Source organism: Pseudomonas sp. NPDC088414, from assembly GCF_044753325.1.
Classification (GTDB): Bacteria; Pseudomonadota; Gammaproteobacteria; order Pseudomonadales; family Pseudomonadaceae; genus Aquipseudomonas.
On record NZ_JBIVMY010000005.1, the window covers coordinates 227,038 to 244,970 of the forward strand.

General features: G+C 60.3%; 12 protein-coding genes and 1 rRNA gene. 9 read left to right on the top strand and 4 right to left on the bottom strand.

Features of this window, described 5'->3' with window-relative positions; all coding sequences use genetic code 11:
* Window positions 1-189 precede the first annotated feature (189 nt).
* Both lapD and lapG read right to left on the bottom strand, forming a co-directional pair.
* Window positions 190-2,136 (bottom strand): cyclic di-GMP receptor LapD, encoded by a 1,947-nt coding sequence (lapD, locus tag ACIP8I_RS08610; protein WP_400760218.1) that lies wholly within the window; start codon window positions 2,134-2,136, stop codon window positions 190-192.
* 14 nt (window positions 2,137-2,150) lie between these two features.
* Window positions 2,151-2,843: a cysteine protease LapG gene (gene lapG / locus ACIP8I_RS08615; RefSeq protein WP_007962016.1), complete on the bottom strand. Its 693-nt coding sequence runs from the start codon at window positions 2,841-2,843 to the stop codon at window positions 2,151-2,153.
* A gap of 196 nt (window positions 2,844-3,039) precedes the next feature.
* Here lapG and ACIP8I_RS08620 point away from each other — a divergent pair, with 196 nt between their 5' ends.
* The 5 genes from ACIP8I_RS08620 (at window position 3,040) to ACIP8I_RS08640 (ending at window position 10,118) form a co-directional block, all read left to right on the top strand.
* Window positions 3,040-3,750: a GntR family transcriptional regulator gene (locus ACIP8I_RS08620; RefSeq protein WP_400760220.1), complete on the top strand. Its 711-nt coding sequence runs from the start codon at window positions 3,040-3,042 to the stop codon at window positions 3,748-3,750.
* A 769-nt stretch (window positions 3,751-4,519) separates the two neighbouring features.
* Window positions 4,520-5,296 (top strand): DUF3050 domain-containing protein, encoded by a 777-nt coding sequence (locus tag ACIP8I_RS08625; RefSeq protein ID WP_400760222.1) that lies wholly within the window; start codon window positions 4,520-4,522, stop codon window positions 5,294-5,296.
* Entirely contained in the window at window positions 5,293-6,222 is a 930-nt protein-coding gene (locus ACIP8I_RS08630) for a diiron oxygenase (protein WP_400760224.1), read from the top strand. The genes ACIP8I_RS08625 and ACIP8I_RS08630 overlap by 4 nt, the downstream gene beginning before the upstream one ends.
* Before the next feature lie 13 nt (window positions 6,223-6,235).
* Window positions 6,236-9,628, top strand: a complete 3,393-nt coding sequence (locus ACIP8I_RS08635) for an amino acid adenylation domain-containing protein (RefSeq protein ID WP_400760227.1) — start codon at window positions 6,236-6,238, stop codon at window positions 9,626-9,628.
* A 22-nt stretch (window positions 9,629-9,650) separates the two neighbouring features.
* On the top strand, window positions 9,651-10,118 hold the full coding sequence (locus tag ACIP8I_RS08640) for an SRPBCC family protein (protein WP_400760229.1): 468 nt from the start codon (window positions 9,651-9,653) through the stop codon (window positions 10,116-10,118).
* Window positions 10,119-10,244: 126 nt separating this feature from the next.
* On the opposite strand, the gene ACIP8I_RS08645 is transcribed toward ACIP8I_RS08640, so the two are convergent.
* Window positions 10,245-12,125 (bottom strand): methyl-accepting chemotaxis protein, encoded by a 1,881-nt coding sequence (locus ACIP8I_RS08645; protein WP_400760231.1) that lies wholly within the window; start codon window positions 12,123-12,125, stop codon window positions 10,245-10,247.
* Between the two features lie 311 nt (window positions 12,126-12,436).
* Here ACIP8I_RS08645 and ACIP8I_RS08650 point away from each other — a divergent pair, with 311 nt between their 5' ends.
* From ACIP8I_RS08650 to ACIP8I_RS08665, 4 genes are all read left to right on the top strand, one after another.
* Window positions 12,437-12,937: a sigma-70 family RNA polymerase sigma factor gene (locus ACIP8I_RS08650; RefSeq protein WP_400760232.1), complete on the top strand. Its 501-nt coding sequence runs from the start codon at window positions 12,437-12,439 to the stop codon at window positions 12,935-12,937.
* Window positions 12,937-13,938: a FecR domain-containing protein gene (locus tag ACIP8I_RS08655; RefSeq protein ID WP_400760234.1), complete on the top strand. Its 1,002-nt coding sequence runs from the start codon at window positions 12,937-12,939 to the stop codon at window positions 13,936-13,938. Before ACIP8I_RS08650 ends, ACIP8I_RS08655 begins: the two co-directional genes overlap by 1 nt.
* A gap of 87 nt (window positions 13,939-14,025) precedes the next feature.
* Window positions 14,026-16,527, top strand: a complete 2,502-nt coding sequence (locus ACIP8I_RS08660; RefSeq protein WP_400760236.1) for a TonB-dependent siderophore receptor — start codon at window positions 14,026-14,028, stop codon at window positions 16,525-16,527.
* Window positions 16,528-16,603: 76 nt separating this feature from the next.
* Entirely contained in the window at window positions 16,604-17,782 is a 1,179-nt protein-coding gene (locus ACIP8I_RS08665; RefSeq protein ID WP_400760238.1) for a PepSY-associated TM helix domain-containing protein, read from the top strand.
* A gap of 65 nt (window positions 17,783-17,847) precedes the next feature.
* On the opposite strand, the gene rrf is transcribed toward ACIP8I_RS08665, so the two are convergent.
* Window positions 17,848-17,933, bottom strand: a 5S ribosomal RNA gene (gene rrf / locus ACIP8I_RS08670); the annotation flags it as partial.

Here is a 17,933-nt window from a genome sequence, read left to right on the forward strand (position 1 = left end):
TCACCCCAGCCCTCTCCCTCCGGGAGAGGGGGCCGACTGAGGTGTTTGGCGCTGTACATCGACCTGAGAAATCGAGTCGATTACGGATTCAGAGCAAATCGTTCACGTCGGCGTATTGCGTCAATATCCCACGGTCAGTCCCCTCTCCCTTTGGGAGAGGGCTAGGGTGAGGGTTGCTTTTGCGATGACTCACTGCCAAGGCTTCGGCTCACCAAACAACTGCCCCTGCACCCCATACAAGCCCATCTCGCGAATCACCGATAACTCGCCTTCGGTCTCCACCCGCTCGGCAATCAATGGCAGGTCGATGCTGTGCGCCGCACGCTGGATCGCCTCGATGAACAGGCGCTTGTCGCTCTCCTGATCGATGGCGCGAATGTAACTACCATCGATCTTCAGATACGCCAGCCCCAGCCGTGCCAGGTTGCCGATCATGCTGAAGCGTCCACCAAAGCGCTGCAGGCTCAGGGAGAAACCGAGTTCACGCAGGCGCCGGGTCAACTGCTCCAGTACCGCTTGCTCCGGCAATTGCTCCTCGCCGATCTCCAGCGTCAGGCGCTCGCCGAGGTCGGAGTGCGCTCGCAGAATCTCGAACACTTTGTTCAACGCCTGTGGATCGGCCAGGGTCGCCGACGACAGGTTCAGCGCCAGCGAATCTTCATGCGCCTTCATTTGCTCCAGCACGCGCTCGAGCATCAGACGGTCCAGCCGCGCGGTCCAGCCAAAACGCTCGAGCCACGGCAGGAAACGCCCGGCCGGGATGGTCTGGCCTTGATCATCGAGCAAGCGCGAGAGCACTTTGTAATGCAGCACCAGTTGCGTGTCCTGGGCGGCCACCACCGGTTGGAAGTACAGCTCGAAACGTTGTTGATTGAGCGCCTGATCGAGCAAGCGATGCCAGGCGTGGTGATCGTCACCGACGTCCGCCACCAGGCTCTGATCGATGCACGCCCAGTTCTGCTCGCCCTGCCCCTCGGCCTGCGCCAGCGCCTGGTCGCCCAGGGTCAGTACCGCTTGCGGTGAATCACCGTGGGCAAACGGGGCGAGGCCGATGGAGGCCACGGCCGGCACATCGGTGGCGCCGGTGGCGTGCAGGCTGCTCAGCGCACTGTCGAGGTTCTGCGCGAGTTGCAGCGCTTCTTCGCGCACCAGTCCCGGCGCCAGCACGGCGAATTCACCGCCGCGAATACGGGTGACGAGGTTCTGGGTTTCCGGGTATTTGGCGCATTCGCGGGACAGTTGCTCGCCGACGGCTTTCAACAATTCATCGGTGCGCTGACCGCCCAGACGCTGATTGAGCCCGGCCAGATCCTTGACCCGCAACAGCAGCAGGTAACCGGAACTGGCCTGCTCGGGGTTGCTCACGCGGTTGTGCAGTTGCATCTCGAAATAGCGTCGGTTGGCAAGCCCCGTGAGGTTGTCCTGATAAGACTCGGCGCGCAGTTTTTCGCTGCGCTCGGCCTGCTCCTGGAACAGCGCCTTGAGCTTCTCGACCATCTGGTTCATCGCCTGCACCACGCGCCGCAGTTCCGGGGTACGCGGCAACTCCGGCAGGCTGAGGAATTCGCGGCGGGCGATGGCGTGGGACTGTTTGACCATGTAATCCAGCGGGCGCAATTGCCGGCGCAACAGCAGCGCGCCGAGCACCGCGCTGACCGCGCCACATAGCAGCAGCCAGCCGAGGCTGCCCAACGCGCTCTGCCACAGTTTGGCCACGGCAAACATCGGGTGGCTGACCACCTCGACCCGCGCCGCCTGCTCCCAGCCACGGCTGACCAATGCGTCGCCACCGGCAGGCTCCAGACCGATCAGGTTGACGAACCAGTCAGGCACATTGCTCACCGCCGGAATTCCGCTGCGCTCGACAATGGTCTTGTCAGTCTTGAGATCGACCACGCGAATGCTCGCGTAATAGCCGCTGTCGAAAATCGAGCTGACCAGCAGCTCGACCATCGCCGGGTCGTCGATATTCGGCGTCAGCGACAACGCCAGCGCCGTGGCGGCGTCCTGGGCATGGGAGCGCAGCTGGTTGACGTACTGGGTGCGCGAGCTCTCCAGACTGACCATGAAGCTGCCGGTGAAGGCAACCACCAGGAACAGACAGATAGCGATCAACAGCTGTTTGAACAAAGACATCTGAGCGCGTGCTCCTAGTTAGTCGTTTCGACCGGGAAACCTTCGGCCTGCATTTTCTTCAGCACATCCTGCCAGCGCGACAGGCGTTTGGTGTCACCGACCTTCTTGTTGCCCTTGGCTCCCGGCAGGTACAGACCTTCAGCATTGAAAGAGTAGACCGGCAGCAAATCGGTTCGCTGGGACGCAGGCTGAATCGGATCGATCAGGCTGTCGAGCACCAGCGGCATGGCATCGGGGGTGGCGTAGTAAGTCAGTACCATGTGTGCGCGATTCTGGCGCAGAGCCTTGACGTAAGTGATGCGCAGCTTGTCACTGGAGACCCCGAGATGGCGCAGGCTGAAATACTTGGCGATCGCGTAGTCTTCGCAATCGCCGGCGCCTTTCCACAGGGCTTCGATGGGCGTCTCCCAATAATCGACCTGCCCCCACAGATCGATATCTTCTACATAACGCACCTGTTTGTTGAAAAACAGGTTCACCACCTTGAGCTTTTCCATCTCGCTGACCTGTTTCTGCGTGGCCAGCAGATTTTGCCAGGCATCGATCCGCTGCTGCCCGGCACCCAACGGGCCGTACAGCGCCGTAGCCTTGCGGCTGATTGCGGAAAAATCCCAATCGGCATGCAGGCCGCCCAGCATGACGCCGGCCAGCAACAGTGCGCAGCCTAGCCAGCGCAGAGTCCGGGGGATCGCGAAACGTACCGCCACAGCAGGTTTCCAGGGGGCAGGAAGGAAAGCGTTTGATGGTGAAGCTTAGCCCGGCAAAAAACAATGGCACCATGAGATCATCGCCATCGCGCTAAACTTCACACAGGACAGCAATCCTTTACATGGTTTGACAACCTGTAGAGCAATCACTAGTGTCTTTGGATCCAAATTCCGTCGTCATTCAGGGTGAGTAGTTGTGACACAGAAGCCCAAACCGCTGCACAGCATCAAAGTCGATGGGCCGATCCCCGCACACCTTGCCCGCTCGATCATCGAAGAAACCCTGCGCTCGGCGATCCTTGACGGTCGCTTGCCGTGCGGCACCGCCCTGCGCCAGCAGGATCTGGCCGATCTGTTCGGGGTCAGCCGCATGCCGGTGCGCGAGGCTCTGCGTCAGCTCGAAGCGCAGGAACTGCTGAGCGTCACCACCCACAAGGGCGCCGTGGTTGCGCCGCTGATCCAGGGCGACGCCACCGAAACCTACGAGTTGCGGATCCTCCTCGAATCCGAAGCCATGCGCCAGTCGATCCCGTTGCTGACCAGCGCCGATCATGCACACGCCGCCGGCTATATCGAAGAACTCGAAACCCAGCACGACTACAGCGAAATCGGTCGGCTCAATCGCCTGTTCCACATGGCCCTGTACAGCAAGGCACCGAATAAGCGTCTGCTGCGGCTGGTCGAAGACGGCCTCAACGAGGAGGAGCGCTTTCTGCGTTTCAACCTCGAAGCCATGGGCCTGGGCAAACTGTCCCAGGAAGATCACCGCGCCATGCTCCAGGCCGTGATCGCGCGCGACGTCGAGCTGTCGGTGAAGTTGCTCACGCATCACCTCAACCGTGGCGTCGAGGTCATCACCCGCTTTCTCGCCAGCCCTGCCGGACAAAACCGCAAGGCCGTGCGCTGATGCTCTCCACGCCGGTCTCAGGCCCTCGCAGCTGACCGGCGAATAACCCGCTTACAAATCCTCTCTACGGTCTGCCGCAAACCCGGTGGCGGATCCGCCTGTTCGCTCTAACCTCCCAGCGCCCCGCAAGCCCGGCATTGCAGCTCGCTACGGACGAATCGGGCATAGCCGTCCCGCCAATTTACCCGCACTCTTTAACGGCCAACCCATGAAGAACGGGCGACGCACCGCACCGCCGGCGCAGTCCCCGCACCAGGAACCTACGGAAGGAGCCTTGCCACGGGATAAAAGGAAGTTACGGCGCCGTTTCCGGCCCACTTTCATTCCTATACATCACATCAATTTTTCGCTGCTTAAGTTGCTTTGAGTGAGGCATTCACTCTTGTATTCAATTTTGGCCATTATTTGCCGAAAGGAGCAACTACGCCCAAGTAAAACTTAAATCAAAAGTTTTACCAGGCCGACTCATACTTGAAAAACATACAACTAAAAATAATTAAAAATAAACTTGTTAAGTTATTTGACGATGTATTAGCTTTTCCTCGCCGAGCAGGGTTCGCCCCGCAAATACGGCGCAGCTCTGCAGTCAGCCAATAGCTTTGGCAAATAGTCGCCAACGCACGACCGAGAGCCTTTCATGCACTTTGCAAACTTTCATTAATCCGAATGAGGCCTGCGTTCGCCAATAGAAAACATTTCAAACTAATCAAGTCCGTGTTGATGCACTGAACGAGCAACTCCCTCTATTCCAATAACACCGAGGTTCGCCATGATGCCAACTAAAGAACAACTCGCCCTGAAAAAAGCTCAATTGAGCGTTCACCCGATCTTCACTGAAATCGATTCGTTATCGGTACTGCGCCGGTTCATGGAATCCCACGTATTCGCCGTGTGGGATTTCATGTCGCTGACCAAACGTCTGCAGCAGGAACTGACCTGCACCCGCCTGCCATGGCTGCCGCCACGCGATCCGCATGCTGCGCGGCTGATCAACGAGATCGTGCTTGGCGAAGAGTCGGATGATCGTCCCGCCCATGGGCATTACAGCCATTTCGAACTGTACCTGGACGCGATGCGCGAAGTCGGTGCGAGCACCACGGCGGTCGAACGGTTTGTCGCGCTGCAACAGGAAGGCGTGAGTTACGACGTCGCCCTGCAAAGCGTCGAGGTGGATCCGGCTGCGGCGACATTTGTTCGCGAAACGCTGCACACCGCGCTGCATGCACCGGGCCACAGCGTCGCCGCCGCGTTCCTGCATGGCCGCGAGAGCGTGATCCCGACGATGTTCCAGCGCATTCTTGACGACTGGGGGATCGGCATCGAACAGGCGCCGACCTTTCGCTATTACCTGGAGCGCCACATCGAGGTCGACTCCGAAGATCACGGCCCGGCGGCGGAGCAGTTGCTGGAACGCCTGGTCGATGGCGATCCGCAGCGCGAAGCCGAGGTCTATGCCAGCGCCATCGCGGCGGTGGAAAGCCGCATCGCCCTGTGGGACGGCCTGCGTCTGAGCATGCGTGTACCCTTGGCGGAGGTGGCCCAATGAACGCCGCCGACTATCAATCCTTCGCCGACGCCTGGGAAACCCGCGCCACCATCCGCACCCGGCCACGGCGCGTGCTCGAAGACGATGAGCGCCTGATCTATCCGCTGAGCCGCCAGCCCCTGGTGCTCAGCGAAACCTTCCTGCGCGAATGCCCGCAGCAGCGTGATTTCGCCCTGGTGCAGACGCTGTACAAATTCATCAACGATGTGGTGATTTTCGAGACCGAAATCGTCGACCAGACCGCCCGCGCCATCGCCAAGAATCGCTTCGCCGTGCCGTTCCCGTTCGCCTGTCGCTACGACGCCATGACGGTGGTAGTGGACGAGGATTACCACGCACTGGTGGCGATGGACTTCATGCAGCAGACCGTGGCCATGACCGGCATCGAGCCGATCGAATTGCCCGCAGAAATCGAACTGAGCCGGGCGATTCCTGCCGCTGTGGCGTTGGCGCCCGAGCACCTGCGCAGCGCGGTGGAACTGATCTGCGTGGCCATCGCCGAGAACACCGTGACCGGCGACGTCGCGGCGTTCGCCCGGGACGATACGGTCAAGCCATCGATCAAAGGGTTGATGGCCGATCACCTGCTCGACGAGGGTCGGCATTCCAGCTTCTGGGCCCGGATGGTGCGCATCTATTGGCACACCGCCAATGACGCGGATCGGGAAACCATCGCGCAGATCCTGCCGGTGTTCATCGGCCATTACCTGACCAACGACATCCAGAAGTCCTTCGATCTGCGCCTGATCGACGCCCTGCCGGTCAGCGAGGCAGTGCGCCGCTCGCTCAAGGACGAGATGGCCGGGCTGGCCTTCCCGATCAATCGCCACCATCCGTTGGTGGGCAACATCGTGCGGTTTTTCCACAGCAGCTCGCTGCTCGACACGCCCTGCGTGCAGCACGCCCTGCGTGACTATCTGGTTTGATGAGGAGGCCGACATGAGACGTCTCGACATTTTGCTGATTGGCGCCAGCCAGGCCATGACCGACCTGGCGCAGGAACTCGAACAACACGGTCATTCCTTACGACGCAGCGGTACGGCGCAATCGCCGGTGGATCTGATCATCGACGATGGCTTCATCGGCGCTGGCGATTTCTGCGCCATCCCGCACTTGCATCTGCGTCTGGGTATCGGGGCGCCGGGCCTTGGCGGTTTGCCGACACTCGACCTGCTGTGCTTCCTCGGCTCGTCACTGATCAGCCGTGTGCCGATTGGCGATGAGCCGTCCGGCAACGGACAGGCACTGCGCCAGCGGGTGCTGGCGCAGGTGGTCGAGGAAGTCGCGCTGCTGGTCAGCCGCTTCTCCCGCGATGCGGAGTATTTCCAGCAGGCGATGCCCGCCACGGCACCGGACTTCGAACAGGTGGAGGACCTGCGGTTTCTCGACAGCCTGGCCTACGTCCATCGCCTCAACGACACGGCCAGTTCGGTGCTGCTGAAGCAGGCGCAGATCCCGCTGATCGAGCGCCTGCAAGAGAGTCTGATCGAACACGCCGAACGACCGGCGCTGCACCTCGCCGAGCAGTCGCTCAGCTATCGTCAGTTACATGCTCACAGCCGGGCGATCCAGCAACGTCTGCAACCGTTGCTCGAACAACATCCGCAGCCGTGGATCGTGGGCATCTGCCAGCCGAAAAGTCCGGCGCTGTTCGCCTCGATTCTGGCGGTGCTCGGCAGTGGCGCCGTGTATCTGCCGCTGGAGCCGAGCCATCCGTTGCAACGCCAGCAATACATCCTGCAAAACGCCGGCGCGGTGTTGCTGTTGCATGACGGCAAGCATCCGCTCGGTGAGTCGATGCCCGGGTTGGATGTCAGTCGTATCGACAGCGCGGACGTCGATCTCGACCTGCCGTTGATGCGTCAGCGGCCGACGCTCGAAGCACCGTGCATGGCGCTCTACACCTCCGGCACCACCGGGCATCCGAAGGGTGTGCTGCTGAGCCAGGCGAACCTTGCGCACTTCACCGCGTGGTACGCCGATTACGTGCAGTTGCGCGCCGAGAGTCGGGTGTTGCAGTTCTCCTCGCTGAGCTTCGACTCGTCGCTGATCGACATCTTTCCGACGCTGCTGCAGGGCGCCGAACTGGTGGTGCCGGATGACACGCAACGGCGCGATCCATTGCAACTGGTGGCGCTGATCCGCCGTCGGCAACTGACCCATGCGTTCCTGCCGCCGGCGCTGCTGAGCATCTTGCCGTTGGAGCAACTGCAAGGCGTGGAGGTGATGACCGGCGGCGACGTCTGCGAGCCCTTCGTCATCGAGCAACTGACCCGTCAGGGCAAGCTGCACAACCTCTACGGCCCCACCGAAGCGACGGTGCTGATTACCGCTCGCCAGCTCAAACCGGGTGACAGCAACCGCACTCTTGGCGCACCGATTGCCAACAGTCAGGTGCTGATTCTCGATGACGACTTGCAACCGGTGCCGGAGAACACCGTCGGCGAATTGTTCATCGTCGGCCTCGGCGTCTGCCTCGGTTACTTGAACAATCCGCAGCAGACCGCAGAGCGTTATCTGACCCTGCAACTGCCGCACGGTGAGAGCTTGCGCGCCTACCGCAGTGGCGACATGGCCAAGTGGGGCGAACTCGGCATCGAGCTGTGTGGACGGCGCGATAATCAGGTAAAGATCCGTGGTTTCCGGGTCGAGCCGGAAGAGATTGAGCGCTGCCTGCGCGAGAGCCAGTTGTACCGTCAGGTGTCGGTGGTGATCGACAGTCAGCGGCGAATTCTGGCGTTCCTTGCGCAGCCGCAATCGGACGCCGCTCGCGATGCATTGAAGGCGCATGCCCAGCAGTTTCTGCCGGACTACATGCAACCGGTGGCATGGACTGAACTGGCGCAGATGCCGTTCGCCAGCAACGGCAAGGTCGACCGCAAGGCGTTGCTGGAGCTGCCAGTGAGCGTGCAGGACAGCGGCCCGAAATGCCTGCCGGCAAACGCTGACGAAGCGCTGCTGCTGGAGATCTGGGCAGAACTGCTGGAGCTGCCGAGCAGCGATATTTCCACCGACGAAAGCTTCTTCAATCTCGGTGGGCATTCGATCCTGCTGTCGCGGATGTTGCTGCGCTTGCGTGAGGAATTCGGGCGCAGCATCTCGATCAACCGCTTCATCGAATTGCCGACCATCATCAAGCTCGCAACGCTGGTGCGCGGTACCGATGACAGCGCGGTGCTCAGCGCCCAGGCCATGGCCGACGCCGAGCGCCCGCTGAACATCGAGCCGCTGCTGATCAGTCGCCTGGGCGATGTGCACAAGGTAATCGTCACTGGCGCCAACAGCTTTGTCGGCGTGCACATCGTCGAAGCGCTGCTTGGATGGGGCGCCAGCGAGGTGGCGTGTCTGGTGCGTGACGGGAGCGGGCAAACCGCGGCGCAGCGCTTTGCCCAAGCGTTGCGCGAGAACCGTCTGGAGCATCTGGATTTGAGTCGGGTGCGGATCTATTCGGCAGACCTCACCCGTCCGCAACTGGGTCTGGCCGATGACGATTATCAGCGCCTCGATCGCGAGTTCGGCGCGCTGGTGCACAACGCCGCCAACGTCAATCACGTGCTCGATTACGAGTCGCTGGCCGCGGATAACGTCGAGCCGATTTTCGAGCTGCTGCGTCTGTGTGAAGGGCGCAGCAAAAAGGTCTTCAACTTTGTCTCGACGCTGTCCGCTTCCAGCACCGTCGATAGCGAAGGCCGCGTGCTCGAATTGCCCGCCGCAGCGACCCCGCCAATCTACATCCGCAACGGCTACAACCTGTCGAAGTGGGTCGGCGAACGCATCCTCGAACGGGCCCGCGAACGCGGGGTGTGGGTCAATCTGTATCGCCCCGGCAACATCAGCTTCAACAGCCTGAGCGGCGTCTGCCAGCCGCACAAAAACCGTTTGATGCTGATGCTCAAGGGTTCGATCCAGCTCGGACAGGTGCCGGCCTTCGCGCTGAATTTCGACCTGATGCCGGTGGACTTTCTCGCCCGCTTCATCGCCTTCCACGCCAGCCGTTACTCGAGCGAAAGAGCGGTGTTCAACCTGCACAATCCCGAGCCGCTGAGTTGGGACGCCTACGTCGCTTCGTTCCGCGAAACCGGCAGCGAGTTCTCGCTGGTCAGCGTCGCCGACTGGCAGCAGCAACTGGGCCGGGTCGATGCCGACAACGCGCTGTTCGGCGTGCTCGGTTTCTACCTCAACGGCTTCGAGGAGGACATCGGCGACATCTCGCTGATCGGCCACGCCAACGCCGAAGCCGGTGTGCAGCAGATGGGTGCGCAGTACCCGGAAAAATCTCCGGCGCTGCTGCGTCGCGGCTGCGATTACCTGAAACAGATCAACTTCATCTAACTCATCAAGAAGGAGCAACACCATGAGCAATCTGCAACCCGACACCCTGATCAAAAACCCGCACGGCTGCCACGTTGTGTCTTCGGTGGAGGTACCGGCGGACGCGGCGCAGGTCTGGGCGGTGGTCGGCAATTTCGCCGGTTTCGAGCGCTTTATCCCGGCGCTGTCGCACATCGAAATGACCGGCGACGGTGTGTCCTCGCTGCGCAAGAAATTCTTCAAGGACGGCAACGTGGTGGTCGAGCAACTCAACTCCCGCGATGAGCAGGCGCGCGCCATGACCTGGACCACGATCTACAACACGCTGGGCGTGGCGAATTTGTGGGCGGCGATGAACGTGGAATCTTTGGGGGCGGGCAAGTCGCGGGCGACCTGGACGATCATTGCCGAGCCGGCCAACGGAGGTGCCGAGGCGCTGCCGGGATTCAAGGATTTCGTGCAGGGGTTTGCCGATGATGCGATGGGGAATGTGCTGAAGCTGTTTGTTTAAGGCTTCAGTTCTGCGGTGATTGAGCTACCGCAATCGCGAGCAGGCTCACTCCTACAGTTGGAATGCGTTCCCCTGTAGGAGTGAGCCTGCTCGCGATCAACGATAACGCGGTCTCGAATCTGAAAATCAGATCTTGAAGCTGTCCACCAACTGCTTCAGGCGATTGGCCTGCTGCGACAGCGCATCGCAATCCTTCAATGTTTCATTGAGGTTGGCCACGCTCTGCTGGTTCAGCAGGTTGATCTGATTGACGTCAACGTTGAGGGTTTCCACCACCGCCGTCTGCTCTTCGGTGGCTGCGGCCACCGACTGGTTCATGCCGTCGATTTCGCCGATGCGCTGGGTCACGCTGACCAGGCGCAGACCGGCCTGATTGGCCACTTCCACGCTCTCTTCGCTGGACGCCTGACTGGCGTTCATGGTGGTCACCGCTTCACGCGAACCGACCTGCAAGGAGGTGATCATCTTGTGGATCTCTTCCGCCGATTCCTGAGTGCGGTGGGCGAGGTTGCGCACTTCGTCCGCCACCACCGCAAAACCACGCCCGGCTTCACCGGCACGGGCCGCTTCGATGGCCGCGTTGAGCGCCAGCAAATTGGTCTGCTGCGAGATGCCTTTGATCACATCGAGGATGTGGCCGATGTTGTCGGTGCTGGCATTCAGGGTTTCGATCTGGGTGCACGACAGGCTGATCTTCTGCGACAGCTCGGTCATCGCCTGAATGGTCTGCTCGACCACCTGACGACCGTCATCGGCCTGCTCGCTCGCGCCGCTGGCGTGCTGCGAGGCATCGGCGGCGTTGCGGGCGATTTCCTGAGTGGCGGCGCCCAATTGGTTGATCGCGGCGGCGACACTGTTGGTGCGCGCGCTTTGCTCGTCGGAACCGATGATCGAGGCGTTGGACGAGGCCATCACGCGTTGCGACAGGTCGTGCACGTGACGGGTGGCCGACGACACTTCGGAAATCGACGCATGAATGCGCTCGACGAACTGGTTGAACGCGCTGCCCAGTTCGGCGAACTCATCCTTGCCTTCCACCACCAGACGCCGGGTCAGGTCGCCTTCGCCTTGAGCGATATCCTGCATCGCGCGGCCCATGGTGGTCAGCGGACGCATCAGCACGTTGATCAGCAGGCTCAGCAGCAGCGCAATCGCAGCGACCGCGACGAACATCGCGATCAGCGCCGAAGTACGGAACTGGCTGAGGGCGGCGTAGGCCTTGTCGCGATCGATCGACAGACCGATGTACCAGTCGGCATTCGGCAAGTCGCTGACCGGGGTGAACGACAGGATGCGTTCCTGGCCGTTGAGCACCACGTTCTGGTTGCCCTTCTCGATGCGCACACCGGAATTCGGGTAGATGTCCTTGAGGTTCTTCATCACCTGGTCTTTGTCCGGGCTGACAATCACTTGACCGTCGCCGCTGACCAGGAACGCATGGCCGAGGCCACCGAAATCCACCGAGTTGATGATCTTCACCAGGGTTTCCAGGCTCAGGTCACCGCCGACCACACCCAGCAGTTCGCCATTCTTTTTCACCGGCATGGCGATGGTCACGACCAGACCACCGACCGCCGCCATGTACGGCGGGGTCAGCATGGTTTTGTCGGCGACCACGGCCTGCTTGTACCAAGGACGCTGACGCGGGTCGTAGCCGTCGGGCATCTTCGCGTCAGGGCGCTGGGTGAACACACCGTTAGCCTGACCGACGTAGGTGAACTGGAAGTTCGAGGTGAAGGCCGGTTGATCGACCAGCCCCGGGAAGTCGGCGTCCTTGCCCTGATGGGCAACGTTCTGCGCGAGGTTTTCCAGCACCAGAATCCGCCCGCTCATCCAGTTCTGCACGCTGCTGGCGGTCAGATCGCCGGCCTGCTGCACGGACGACTGAAGGTTCTGGCGAATAGTGTTGCGTTGCAGATAGTCGTTGTAGAGGGTGAACAAAGCGAAAGCCAGGACCACGACGCCCGAGGCGGCCAACAGGATTTTATGGCTGAACTTGAGATTCATTTCATGGGACTTCTTATGCAAAAGTGGGGATGCGTTCCGGGATGCAACATTCCATGTACAGCGCAGGCGGCGTTCTGACGGCCGCTCTACTTTGGTGCACGCATGTCTCACCAGTCTGTCGGCACCATTCGCGGAAATCTTAGGGCTGCGTGGGAAATGGCCTGCATTTCTGTCAGATTCCCGCCGAACGGCGTGCCAGAGCGTCCGCCACGAAGTTTTTTTGCTGGATCTCCGAGCAGAGGTTGCAAAATTCGCAGCCCCTGATAAAAATGCGACTAATTATCATTTGTGACGTTCGGGCTGTCGCGTTCATGTCCTCACCTGAGTTTGCAGTGCAGGCGCTTTACAGGAGTCATCACGGCTGGCTCAACGCCTGGCTGCGGGCGCGGCTGGGCAATGCCGCGGATGCCGCAGATCTGGCCCAGGACACCTTCGTCCGCCTGTTGCAGCGCAGCGAACGCCTGGAACTCAAGGCGCCTCGCGCATTTTTACGCACCATCGCCCGTGGCCTGGTGATCGACCATTGGCGTCGTGAAGAAATCGAACGCGCCTATCTCGAAACCATCGCGCATTTGCCCGAAGCCGAAACCCCGAGCGCCGAAACCCGCGCCTTGGTGATCGAGTTGCTTGAGAACATCGCGCGCATGCTTGAAGGCTTGCGGCCGAAAGTGCGTCAGGCGTTTCTGCTGGCGCAGTGCGAAGGTTTGACCCACAAGCAGATTGCCGCGCAGATGGGCTTGTCACTGCGTTCAGTCGAACGTTACGTCGCCGATGCGCTGTATCACTGCTACGTGTTGCGGTACGCAAGTTGATGCCTGTGGATAACAACTCAGTCACGCGCCGCGCCGCGCCGCAGCAACAGGTGGTCAAGCAAGCCATCCACTGGTTGCTGCGGCTGCGTAACAACCATGGCAATGCGCGCCTGAGTCATCAGTGCGACGCGTGGCGCGCCGAACATCATGAACATGAACTGGCCTGGCAGCGCGTGCAGTCGCTGCAGGCCGAACTGAGCCATAACCTGCGCGCCGTGCCCGGCGCCCAGGTGGCGTTCAATACGCTGGAAAACAGTGCGCAAGGGCTGGGGCGGCGACAAGCCTTGAAGCTGCTGTCTGGCGCGGTGCTGATGGGCTCTGCGGCATGGCTGGCCAAGGACACCTCCGTCTGGCAGCAGTGGCGCGCTGATTACGCGACGGCGACCGGCGAGCGCCGCAGCTTCCAGTTGCCCGATGGCACGCGGATCGAGCTGAACACTGCCAGCGCAGTGGATCTGGATTACACCGCGCAGCAGCGGCTGATCAAACTCACTCGCGGCGAAATCATCGTCACATGCGGCGGTAACGATGAAGGCGCGGCGTTCAACCGGCCACTTCGCGTGCAAAGTCGTCATGGTATTTATGAGCCGGTAAAAGCCCGCTTCATCCTGCGTCAGGACAGCGATTGCACACGGCTCACCGTCAGCTCCGGGAGCGTCGCCATCCGCAGCGGCGCAACCTCGGTCGAGGCGCTCGCCGGGCAGACCTATCTGATCGATCACCATCAGGTGCGCCCGGCACTGTCACTGAATATGGAGGCGGGTGCGTGGGTCGACGGTTTGATCGTCACTCGCAATATGCGCCTGGGCGATTTCCTCAATGAAGTCGGGCGTTATCGTCAGGGTTTTGTGACGTGCGCGCCGCAGGTGGCGGACTTGCGCCTGTCCGGAGTGTTCCGCCTGGAGGACACCGACAAGTTGCTGACCATCCTGCCGCAGACGTTGCCGGTGCAATTGCGTTATCGCACCCGTTGGTGGGTCACGCTGGAAGCAGTGGCCTGAATTTATTTTGGCGGGTTTTCGCAACGAGTCCGGCTTGGTCAGTAAGCACTTCAACTCAGCCTTTGCGACTTGCCACGGAAACCTACAATGACTGTCCGCATCACCTGTAAGAACCCGCTGAATTTCACTGCCGAATCGGGCCTGCTGCGCCACGCCATTCGCGCCGCCCTGCTCTCCACCGTTCTGGGTGCCGGTGCATTGCCTGGCATTAGCCTCGCCGCCAATACCAGTGAAGCGAGCAGTCATCGCTACAACATCGCCGCAGGCCCGCTGGGCGAAGCACTGAACCAGTTTGCGCGCCAGGCGGGCATCACCTTGTCGATGACCCCGCAGCAAACGCAGGGGCGACAGTCCCCGGGCGTACAGGGCGAATACTCAACCGATCAGGCGCTGAGCCATTTGCTCAGCGGCTCGGGGCTGGAAGCGCTCAGCCAGGACGGCAGCAGCTACATCCTGCACTCAGTCAGCGATAGCGCCGCACTGGCGCTGCCGACCACCGACATCAAAGGCTTCGCCCTCGGCAACGCGCTGGGCAGCATGGAAGGCTACAACGCCACCCACAGTCAGATCGCCACCAAGACCAGTACCGCGTTGCTGGAAACTTCGCAAAGCGTGTCCGTGGTCACTCGCGAGCAAATGGATGACCAAGGCTCGCAGACCGTCTCCCAGGCGATGCGTTATACCCCCGGCGTGCTGACCAACCCTTACGGGGCGACCCATCGCTACGACTATGTGGCGATGCGCGGCTTCAACGATGGCTCGGTGGACAATATTTACCTCGACGGTCTCAAGTCGATGGGTGACAGCGGGACCTACAGCACCATGCAGGTCGATCCGTATTTCCTTGAGCGCGTGGATATTCTCAAAGGCCCATCGTCGGTGTTGTACGGTCGCAGTTCGCCCGGTGGACTGGTGGCGCTGACCAGCAAAAAGCCGTTGTACGAGGCCTATCATCAGGTTCAGGCCACGGTCGGTACCCAAGGTCAGCGCGGAGTCGGTTTTGACTTCAGCGGTCCGGTCGATGACGACAAGCGCATTGCCTATCGTCTGACCGGTTTGACGGATCAGTCCGACACACAATTCGACCACAACAAGGAAAAACGCTTCGCCCTCGCCCCGACCCTGAGTATCGATTTCACTGAAGACACCTCGCTGACGCTGCAGGCGTATCTGCAACATGATCCTGATGGCGGCTACCACGGCGGCGTGCCGGCGGACGGGACGATTCATCAGCGCAACGGCAATCGCATCTCGCCGCACTTCTTCGAGGGCGAGCCGGGGATTGATGGGTATTCGCGGGATCAGCAGTCGTTCGGCTATCAGTTCGAACATCGTTTCAATGATGTCTTCACGGCGCGGCAGAATTTCCGTTACCTCGATTCCAAAGTGAATATGGATCAGGTCTACGCCTATGGCTGGACGACACCAACCAGCAACGAACTGAACCGTTATTACACCGGCGGCGATGAACGTCTGCATGCGTTCATCGTCGACAACATGCTGCAGGCCGAATTCTTTACCGGGGCTACCAAGCACACCGTGTTGATGGGTGCGGACTATCAGCGGCGCAAAACGGTGGTCGACTGGACCAGCGGCGGTCTGGCGCCGATCAATGCGTTCAACCCGGTCTACGGCAATTCGGCGATCGATATGTACGGCGACACAAGTTACCTGCGCCGCCTGGAGCAGACCGGGGTCTACCTGCAAGACCTGATCGAGATGGACCAATGGCGGTTTTCGCTGGGTCTGCGTCAGGACTGGGTCGAGACGTCGGATGAGAACCGTATCGCCGAAGCGGGCCGTCCGGTGGGCACGGAAATCAACGACCGCCGCACCAAACTGACCGGCCGCGCTGGTGCGTTGTATCTGTTCGATAACGGCCTGGCGCCGTACATCAGCTACTCCGAATCGTTTAACCCGAACTCGTATGCCGACAGCGCCGGTAATCCTCTGCCACCGACCGATGGTACGCAATGGGAAGTCGGCCTGAAGTATCAGCCGCCAGGTACCGACAACCTGTTCACCGCGTCGCTGTTCCGCATCGATCAAGAGAATCTGGCGACCAAACTGCCGCAGGAAAACTTCTACCGCGCGGTAGGCGCTGTCCGCTCGCAAGGCCTGGAGCTGGAGGCGCACATGCAGTTGACCGACAACCTGAAATTACTCGGCAGTTATACCTTCACCGATATCGAATATTCGAAGTCGATGGTCAGCACCTTGAGCACGCCGACCGATGTGATCGAGAACAAGGGCAACTCGCCAACTCAGGCACCGCGGCACATGGCCTCGTTGTGGGCTGACTACAAATTCGACAGTGCCGCACTCGACGGCCTGCGTCTGGGCGGTGGTGTGCGCTATGTCGGCTACAGTTGGGCGGATGCGGAAAACACGCTGAAGGTGCCGTCCTACACCTTGTTCGACGCATCGATCGGTTATGACCTGGGCAAGGTTGGCTTGAAAGGCGTCGACGTACGCCTGAACGCGAACAACCTGACCAATGAATCCTACGTAGCCTCCTGCGCGAGTCTGAACTTCTGCTACATGGGCGAAGAGCGCAACGTCGCCGCCACGGTCAGCTATCAGTTCTAAACCTTTGCCTTGTGCATAAAAAAGCCAGCCCCTGATTGCTCAGGAGCTGGCTTTGTCGTCTTTGTGGGGAAATTTCATGCGCGCATTATTGGTGTTGTTACATCGCTATATCGGACTGGCGACGGCGGTGTTTTTGCTGCTGGCCGGGATCACCGGGAGCATTCTGGCGTTCAATCATGAGTTGGATGAGTGGCTGAATCCGCAGTTTTATGCAGCCTCCGCAGAGGGTCAGCGATTGCCTCCCGGGGCGTTGGTCGAGGCTGTGCAAACCACGCATCCGAGGCTGCAGGTCTGGTACATGGAGTACCCGGACGAGTTGGGGCATACCGCGCTATTGGCAGCTGTTCCGCGTAACGACCCGGCGACAGGCAAACCGTTTGATGAGCGCAATCAGGTGTTCTATCTGGATCCGGTCAATGCCGAGCAGAAAGGCCAACGTTACTGGGGCGAGTGCTGCTTTGCGCGGGAGAACTTCATTCCGTTCATTCTCGAGTTTCATTACAACCTGACCCTGCCCGGTAACTGGGGCTTGTGGTTGATGGGTCTGGTTGCCAGCGCCTGGGTGATCGATTGCTTCATCGCGCTGTGGCTGACATTTCCTCGTGGCAAACCGTTCTGGAAGAAATGGTCGACGGCTTGGAAAATCAAGGGCGGGCACGCTTATCGGCTCAACTTCGACCTGCATCGTGCGGGGGGATTGTGGCTGTGGTTGTTGTTGCTACCGATTGCGGTCAGCAGTATCGCGATGAACCTGCCAAGTCAGGTATTCAAACCAACAGTGTCGCTGTTTTCGCCGATTGAGCCGAGCGTTTATGAAGCCCGAGGACGAATGCCTCCTTCCGAGTTGGGGGTGACGCAATTGAGTTATCAACAGGCGTACGAAAGGGCATTGCAGGAGGGAAAGAGGTTGGGGCTGACAGCGGCGATCGGGGAGTTGTATTACAGCTTTGAGTACAACTTTTACGGTGCAGGATTCGGGCAACACGACACTCAAGCGCATGGTAAATCCTGGTTGTTCTTCCACGGCACTGACGGGCGATTATTAGGTCAGGAAATTGCCGGGCAAGGGACATTGGGGGAGCGGTTTTACCGATTGCAGTTACCGATACATGGCGGCCGGATCATTGGTTTCACCGGACAAGTGATCATTGCGTTGTTAGGTGTAATGATCGCAGGCCTGTCAGGGACTGGCGTCTACATCTGGTGGCGTAAGTGGCAAGCCCGGCGCATCAGCAGGGCTCGCAAAGCGGTCTGAGTTTTGCGACCCCTGAAACGACAAAACCCCTGTCTGCGTTAGCAGACAGGGGTTCTGGAATTTAATCTTGACGATGACCTACTCTCACATGGGGAAACCCCACACTACCATCGGCGATGCATCGTTTCACTTCTGAGTTCGGGATGGGATC

Excerpts from the sequence above, each read along its gene's own strand:
- ACIP8I_RS08650 (WP_400760232.1), top strand. The coding sequence starts at position 12,437 with ATGTCCTCACCTGAGTTTGCAGTGCAGGCGCTTTACAGGAGTCATCAC.
- lapD (WP_400760218.1), bottom strand. The coding sequence starts at position 2,136 with ATGTCTTTGTTCAAACAGCTGTTGATCGCTATCTGTCTGTTCCTGGTG.
- ACIP8I_RS08665 (WP_400760238.1), top strand. The coding sequence starts at position 16,604 with ATGCGCGCATTATTGGTGTTGTTACATCGCTATATCGGACTGGCGACG.
- ACIP8I_RS08630 (WP_400760224.1), top strand. The coding sequence starts at position 5,293 with ATGAACGCCGCCGACTATCAATCCTTCGCCGACGCCTGGGAAACCCGC.
- ACIP8I_RS08660 (WP_400760236.1), top strand. The coding sequence starts at position 14,026 with ATGACTGTCCGCATCACCTGTAAGAACCCGCTGAATTTCACTGCCGAA.
- ACIP8I_RS08635 (WP_400760227.1), top strand. The coding sequence starts at position 6,236 with ATGAGACGTCTCGACATTTTGCTGATTGGCGCCAGCCAGGCCATGACC.
- ACIP8I_RS08655 (WP_400760234.1), top strand. The coding sequence starts at position 12,937 with ATGCCTGTGGATAACAACTCAGTCACGCGCCGCGCCGCGCCGCAGCAA.
- ACIP8I_RS08645 (WP_400760231.1), bottom strand. The coding sequence starts at position 12,125 with ATGAATCTCAAGTTCAGCCATAAAATCCTGTTGGCCGCCTCGGGCGTC.
- ACIP8I_RS08625 (WP_400760222.1), top strand. The coding sequence starts at position 4,520 with ATGATGCCAACTAAAGAACAACTCGCCCTGAAAAAAGCTCAATTGAGC.
- ACIP8I_RS08640 (WP_400760229.1), top strand. The coding sequence starts at position 9,651 with ATGAGCAATCTGCAACCCGACACCCTGATCAAAAACCCGCACGGCTGC.